Origin of the sequence: Cohnella lubricantis, assembly GCF_014212015.1 — a bacterium.
GTDB lineage: Bacteria > Bacillota > Bacilli > Paenibacillales > Paenibacillaceae > Cohnella > Cohnella lubricantis.
Window position 1 is genome coordinate 77,503 of record NZ_JACJVN010000012.1, and the last position, 7,055, is coordinate 84,557.

A 7,055-nucleotide genomic window follows, 5' to 3' on the forward strand; every position below is an offset into this window, starting at 1 on the left:
CTCACTCCCCTTCTGCCAGCCGTTTGACCCGTTCGATCTGACTCTTATGCGTGCCGTCTTCGTCTACAGGCGTCTCCAGCAAGAGCGGCGTATGGCGCAGCTCAGGCGAAGCGAGCAGCTCCCGGAAGCCGTCAAGCCCAATGAAGCCTTCCCCGATTCGAGCATGCCGGTCCCGGCGGGAGCCTGCAGGGTGACGCGAATCGTTCAGATGAACGGCGGTTAGATGCTCCCAGAACGACGCCTTGGCGGCGCGTTCGCGGAACTCGTCCCAATGGGACCCGTTCCAGACGCCGCTGGCGAACAGATGGCACGTATCCAAGCAGAAGCCGACGCCATCTGGCCTCGCACATAGCGAACGGACGGTGGCCAGCTCTTCCGGCGTCGTCCCCATGTCGCCATGATCGCCGGCCTGATTCTCGAGCAGAATCTTGGCTTTGCCGCTCCATTGCCCCAGCACCCGGTTCAGCCACTGGATGCTGTTCTGGTAACCTCGCAGCGGATCGCCGTCCTTCAGCACACCGAAATGCACGACGACGCCCAGCGAGCCGCACGCTTCCGCGATCGCTAGGTCGTTCAGCGTGCTAAGAGCCATCTGTTCGGCGAGATCGCCTTCAGCGGCCGGGTTCACCAAGTACGGACCGTGCCCGATCGATACCATGCCCCGCTCGCGGCACCACTCGTCGCATCGTGCGGCATCCTGGCGATCGAAGGCTTTGAGCTGCAGGCTCCTCGGATTTTTCGGAAAATATTGATAAGCGCTGCCGCCGATCCGTTCGGCTACCTTAGCCGCTTCGCGGTAACCGCGCCGGGTGCTCACATGGCTGCCGATGATCATCAATCACTGTTCCTTCTGGCAGGACGGGCAGAAGAACATCTTGCGCGAGGAGACATGCTCCAGACGAATCGGCGTTCCGCAGCGCGGGCAGTCTTCCCCTTCTCGGTCGTAAACGCGGCACATCTCGTCGAACCCGCCGACGAACGTATCGTCCGCCGAGAATTTGTGATCCATATAGCCGCCGTTCGCTGCTGCTTCCTCCAGCACTTGGCGCATCGAATGATATAGCCGCTGCTTCGTCTCTTCCGACAAATCCGGGATCTGCGCCATCGGCAGAACCTTGGCGTCGAAGCAGATCTCGTCCGAATAGCAGTTGCCGATACCGCTGACGAGCTTCTGGTCGACGAGCGTCGGCTTCAGCTTGCCGCGCCTCTTGCCAAGACGCTTCGTGAACGCCTCCTCCGTCAGGCGAGGATCGAACGGATCGGGACCGAGATCCTTTAAGTGCTCTTGCGCGCCTTTGGCTGTTAACCGGTGCAGGTAACCAAGGCGCAAGCCGCCGAAGAAGAGCCGGTTGCCGTCGTCAAGCTCCAATATGACCTGATAGCGGCTGTCCTCTCTCTCTGGCTCCGATTCAGGACCGTAATAGATCCAGCCCCCCAGCATTAAGTGAAGCAGCAGGCGATGTCCATCATCGAGATGGAACAGCAGATGCTTGCCGCGCCGCTCCACGAACAAGATTTTGCGCCCCGTCAGGGCGGACTGGAAGACATCAACCGGTTCGTTGATCGTCTTCTCCCGGTTCACTTCTACCGCTTGAATCGTACGTCCGCAGACCAGCGGCGAGAGCAGACGCCTGTAGGTGTCCATTTCCGGCCATTCCGGCATGATCGCGCTCATCCCTTCGACTCGTGTTCTAGTTGAGAATCGATTTGTTCTATCCATGAAGACAGCTCCTGCGGATCGCGGCACACTTTGTCCGGCATCGCTCCGGCTGCTTCGCAGCGGCTGCGCCAATCCGCTTCCGTACATAAGCCCGTCAGGACGAGCACCGTCTGGCAGCCGACAGCTAGACCGGCGGCGATATCGGTGTTCGGGTTGTCGCCGACAACCCAAGCGTCCTCGGGCGCAACGCCCGCTCGTTCGAGCGCGAAATTCATGAGTATAGACGATGGCTTGCCGATGACCGTCGGCTGGACTCCGCTCGCGGCCTGCAGGGCGGCAGCAATGCTGCCTGCGCCCGGAAGCACGCCGTCGGCTACCGGAAGCCGAAGGTCCGGGTTCGTCAGCAGATAGACGGCGCCGGAGAGCAGATGATGAACTGCCCGGGTCATCCGATCGTACGTAAGGGTCCGGTCAAGGCCTTGAACGACCACCTGTGCCGGTCCCTCTTCCGCGAGCCGGAATCCGGCTTCGCTCATCGCTTCCTGAAGGCCGTGCTCGCCGAGCACGAAAGCGTCCGCCCGCCCATAATGCTGCTTGGCATAAGCGGCAGCGCCTTCCGCGGACGTGATCACTTGCTCGGGAACTGCTGGAATGTTCATTCTATGTAGATGCTCCGCCACTTGCGCAGGTGTTCGGGTGGAGTTGTTGGTGATGTACCAGCACGCAATTCCTCGTGCAACAAGTCCCGCAATAAGTTTGTCGGCGCCGGGCACCGGCTCGTCTCCCCTATACAGCGTTCCGTCGAGATCGAACAGAATCGCCTTCGGTCTGCTCCGCGCTTGATGAAGCGCTTGCGATTCGTTCATCTCTATCACTCGCTTTCGTGGCGTTCGGAATACTGGCACTTTCCGCCATTCTCCAACAATACTCCGTTTGCTTCGTCAAGGCAAGGCATGAACGGGAAAGGCGTTGTCTAGAACATCAGGAGTTGTCCGGGTGGAATTGCGTCCCGCTTACCTGCGTGCCGCCTTGCGCTTCAACCGATCCAAGCGCTTGCGCAGCGCCTCCCGTTCCTCGCGGACGCGCGGCGTCTCTCGCAGCGACGCCGTCCGGCGCAGCTCGAGAGCCATCGCCCGCTCGGCGTAATGAAGCGCCGTGGCGATATCTTTGACGCGATGCTCGAAGTGCATCGCAAGCTCGATGTGCGCCTCGTAGGACGGGAAGACGGATTGCTCGGCCTTCGCGGCGGCGCGCTCCCACAGCGGCACGGCTTCTTCCAGCCGACCGAGCCGCTTGTACCGCAGCGCCGACAGCAGCCACCAACGAACCGCGGTCGGCTCGGTGCGTTCGGACAGCGCCAGGAAGAACGGCTCCGACAGGTCCGTTCGGCCATGCGCGTCCAGCCAAGCGGCGGTGCGGTACAGCTCCTCTGCCCCTTCCGGCAGCAGGCCCGGAGCTGGGCCGCCGGACACTTCGCCCGTGAGCAAGCCGGCGAAGTGAGCCGCCAGTGTAACTAGCGTCAGGATATCCCGTTCGTTGTGCAGATACACGCCTTCCAGCTGCGAAGCGTCGCCGTCATTCAGATATCTCATATACAGCTCAGGAGCCAGCGAGCCCGGCACGTCGTCAATTCGGCCGATGCCGAGTCTCTCCTCCTCGATTCGGCTGAGCCGGCACGACTCCAGCGTGTTGCGCCAGAGCGCGCGCGACGGGTGCAGGAAGTCTAGGTGACCAGGCTCGGGACCGCTGCGCCGCCAGCCGTTCAGGATGAAGCGCGTGACGAGCACCGGCCAATCGAACGATCTGCCGTTATACGTGACCAGATGCGTGCGCCCGTTCATCCGGCCGAGCAAGTAGTGGAGCATCGCCTTCTCTTCGCCGGGATGGCGGATGAGCATCTGCTCGACGATCAGGCTCCCGCTGTCCGGCTCGAAGCAGCCGATGCCGATCATGAACGGCACGTTGCCCGCGCCGACGCCGAGCCCGGTCGTCTCCGTGTCGAGGAATAGCAGCCGTTCCGCTTCGATCAAGAGCGCTTCGCTGGCTTCATCCTGCTGTTCGCGATCCATGTGAACATTGCCGGCTGTCGCTTCCGCCTTCTTGTTCTGCCGTGCCGCAACCGGTCCAAGGCTGCCCGCGCGGCTTAGCAGCTCGCCGAGCTCGTACAAGCCATGGCGATGGTCAAGGGCGTACTCGCATCGGCGCAGCAAGAAGCTGCCGTGCTCGTTATCGATCTGGCTGACGCCAAGCTTCTCGAATGACGGATGCAGCCTTTCGACAGCGGCCTTCGCCATATCGGCGCTTCCGGCCGAGTCATCTTCACTTGCAGCGATTCCGCCCGCCGCCCCCTCACGCAGCTCCTCCTGCAGAGATTCGCCAGTACCTGCGGATGCCGCCTCCGCTTTGTTGGCGGACGATTGCCCCCGCAGCCGTCCCAGCCTCTCGCGCAGCCCGCCGCTCATCGTTCGCCACGCGTCCTTCGCAGCAGTCCGAGCGCCAGATCCTTGCCTAGCAGCCCCACTTCCTCGATCGGGCCGACGCAGGCGGGACAGCCGCTCATGCATCGGCAGCCGACGATGAGCCGCTCCGCTTCCTCTAGCAGTTCATCATGCATGTCGTAAAGACGCTGGGCAAGGCCGATGCCGCCGGGATAGCGGTCATAGAAATAGATCGTCGGCTTCTTCGTATGCGTCGCCTTCACTTGGGGTACGACGCGGATGTCGAACGGATCGCACATGAGGTGCAGCGGCGCGAGGTGAATGAGCACGTTCGCGAGGCCGAGCAGCGCCATCTGCATGTCGTTCGTCGTCAAGCCGGCTGCGGCTTCATCGGTGAAAGCGAACCAATACGCGCTCGTATGCAGCTCCTCCTCCGGCAGATGGATCGGTCCAGAGCCGATGTTCTCGTGGGTGCGAAGGCGAATTTTCTTGAAAATCGTCGGTTTGGCCGTGACGCTCACTTCGCCGTACTGCCGTTCGATCACGCCGTTGTCGCGTTCCCGGTCGACGTGCAGCACCTTCAGCTCCACCGCCATGCTCGCATCGGTGAAGTAATCGACGTTCACTTGGCGGACGTACGCCTTCTTCTCCGGATAATCCAGCTTCTCGACTTGATATTGCACGCCTTCGTGCAGGTAGATCGCTTCCTCGTGAATGAGCGTAGGCGCGCTGAACCGGTCGACTTCGCCGATGACGCGATGTCCCTCGGTCATGTCGATGATGACGAAGTTCTCCTGCGCGGCAGATCGAAGCGAGATGTTGTGCGCGGGAAAAGCCTGCTCCATCCAATACCAGCGGTTGCCCGCTTGGTGAAGCACCTTCTCTTCGACGAGGAACTCCAGCAGATCGCTCAGCTTCTCCTCGCCGAACGTATCGCCTTCCTCGAACGGAAGCTCGTAGGCGGCGCATTTGACATGGTCGAGCAGGATAAGCAGATTATCGGGATGGATGCGGGCCTCCTCCGGAGGCGTGCCGAGAAAATAATCCGGGTTCTGGATCAAGTACTGATCCAGCGGGTTGCTGCTCGCCACGAGGAACGTGACGCTGCTGCCGTGGCGGCGGCCGGCGCGCCCCGACTGCTGCCACGTGCTGGCGATCGAGCCCGGATAGCCGTTCAGCACGCAAGCCTGCAGCTGGCCGATGTCGATGCCGAGCTCCAGCGCGTTCGTGCTGACGACGCCGCGGATCTCGCCGCTGCGCAGGCCGCGCTCGATCTCGCGCCGCAGCTTCGGCAGATACCCGCCGCGGTAGCCGCGAATCGACTTCGTGCCGAGCTCGCGCTTGACCAGGTCCTGCAAGTAAGTGAGCAGGATCTCGACGCGCACGCGGCTGCGGGCGAACACGATCGTCTGGATGCCGCTCTTCAGCAGCAGCGCGGCCAGCTTCTGCGATTCGAGCACGCTGGACTTGCGGATGCCGAGCTGCTGGTTGACGACCGGCGGGTTGTAGAAGACGAGATGCTTCTCGCCGGCCGGCGCGCCGTTGTCGTCAACGAGCGTGACCGGCTCGCCGAGCAGCCGCTCCGCATGCTCGCGCGGGTTGCGGATCGTCGCGGAAGCGCACAGGAACTGCGGGTTGCTGCCGTAGAAGCGGCAGATCCGCTTCAGGCGGCGGATGACGTTGGCGACGTGACTGCCGAACACGCCTCTGTACGCGTGGAGCTCGTCGATCACGATGTATTTCACATTTTCGAACAGCTTCACCCACTTCGTATGATGCGGCAGAATGGCGGAGTGGAGCATGTCCGGATTGGTCACGACGATATGCCCGGCGTTGCGGATCGCCTGGCGTACCGTCGGCGGCGTGTCTCCGTCATAGGTATGCGTCTTGATGTCGGCTTCCATCAGGTTGGCCAGCTCCTGCAGCTCCGCCACCTGATCCTGCGCCAGCGCCTTCGTCGGGAACAGGTAGAGCGCGCGGACGCTATCGTCGGCAAGGATGTGCTCGAGCACCGGCAGGTTGTAACAGAGCGTCTTGCCGGATGCCGTCGGCGTCACCGTCACCACGTGCTTGCCGTCGCGGACAGCACGGTACGACGCCGCTTGATGCGTATAGAGCTCTCGGATGCCTTTGCCGGCCAGCGCTTCGGTTAATTTGGCATTCATCGTTGGCGGCATCGGCACGGTGCGCGCCGGCTTCGCAGGCTGCGTATGCCAATGGGTCACGTTCGTCATGATCTCGGGGTGGCCGCGCAGCAGATCGAGCCATTCCTCAACCGAGGCTGCTTTGCCCGTCCATGGATTCAAGGCTGATGTCCCCTTCGCGGATAGTTGTTCTCTCCATTGTACAGAATACATGTTCGCCTTTCAACGGATATGCGCAAGTTCGCTGCGTATTCCGTGTCGGAAAAGGATACCAATTGAATTCTAATTTCGATATATTTCTCGCAATTATCTGACAGTTGACGATAGAAAGCTCACGGATACGCCTTGAAAGCGACATTCCCTGTCGTCTCCTGCGCTTTCCCGGGAAAAGTTTAGGACCCCGGAAGCCGCGCCAGACAAGCGAATTGCGGATGTGCGAGTCTAGTGCGAGGACCTATTTGAGCTGCGCAGGAACACGATAACCCGCCCTGTAACCCGGCTTGGACCGGTTACAGCCGCCTTACACTCGCTAACACTCCCTGTAACCCGGCTTGGACCGGTTACAGCCGTCTTAGTCTCGATAACCCGCCCTGTAACCCGGCTTGGACCAGTTACAGCCGCCTTACACTCGCTAACCCACCCTGTAACCCGGTTTGGACCGGTTACAGCCGCCTTACACTCGCTAACACTCCCTGTAACCCGGCTTGGACCGGTTACAGCCGCCTTACACTCGCTAACACTCCCTGTAACCCGGCTTGGACCGGTTACAGCCGCCTTACACCCGCTAACCAGCCCTGTAACCCGGCTTGGACC

Annotated in this window: 5 protein-coding genes; all 5 read right to left on the reverse strand. The window is 61.6% G+C overall.

Annotation, left to right across the window (positions count from 1 at the left end; all coding sequences use genetic code 11):
- Window position 1 precedes the first annotated feature (1 nt).
- The gene (locus H4Q31_RS02520; RefSeq protein WP_185177507.1) at window positions 2–835 is read right to left on the reverse strand and encodes a deoxyribonuclease IV; all 834 of its coding nucleotides are present in this window, start codon (window positions 833–835) and stop codon (window positions 2–4) included.
- Window positions 836–838: 3 nt separating this feature from the next.
- Window positions 839–1,675: a bifunctional DNA-formamidopyrimidine glycosylase/DNA-(apurinic or apyrimidinic site) lyase gene (mutM, locus tag H4Q31_RS02525; protein ID WP_311771667.1), complete on the reverse strand. Its 837-nt coding sequence runs from the start codon at window positions 1,673–1,675 to the stop codon at window positions 839–841.
- Window positions 1,672–2,526 (reverse strand): HAD-IIA family hydrolase, encoded by an 855-nt coding sequence (locus tag H4Q31_RS02530; protein WP_185177492.1) that lies wholly within the window; start codon window positions 2,524–2,526, stop codon window positions 1,672–1,674. The genes mutM and H4Q31_RS02530 overlap by 4 nt, the downstream gene beginning before the upstream one ends.
- A 147-nt stretch (window positions 2,527–2,673) precedes the next feature.
- Window positions 2,674–4,122, reverse strand: a complete 1,449-nt coding sequence (locus tag H4Q31_RS02535; RefSeq protein ID WP_185177493.1) for a ribonuclease H-like domain-containing protein — start codon at window positions 4,120–4,122, stop codon at window positions 2,674–2,676.
- A complete protein-coding gene (locus H4Q31_RS02540; protein WP_185177494.1) occupies window positions 4,119–6,404 on the reverse strand; it encodes a DEAD/DEAH box helicase in 2,286 nt (761 codons plus the stop codon). Before H4Q31_RS02540 ends, H4Q31_RS02535 begins: the two co-directional genes overlap by 4 nt.
- Window positions 6,405–7,055: the final 651 nt, after the last annotated feature.

Coding starts and splice junctions, on each gene's coding strand:
- H4Q31_RS02520 (WP_185177507.1), bottom strand. CDS start 835: ATGATCATCGGCAGCCATGTGAGCACCCGGCGCGGTTACCGCGAAGCG.
- mutM (WP_311771667.1), bottom strand. CDS start 1,675: ATGAGCGCGATCATGCCGGAATGGCCGGAAATGGACACCTACAGGCGT.
- H4Q31_RS02530 (WP_185177492.1), bottom strand. CDS start 2,526: ATGAACGAATCGCAAGCGCTTCATCAAGCGCGGAGCAGACCGAAGGCG.
- H4Q31_RS02535 (WP_185177493.1), bottom strand. CDS start 4,122: ATGAGCGGCGGGCTGCGCGAGAGGCTGGGACGGCTGCGGGGGCAATCG.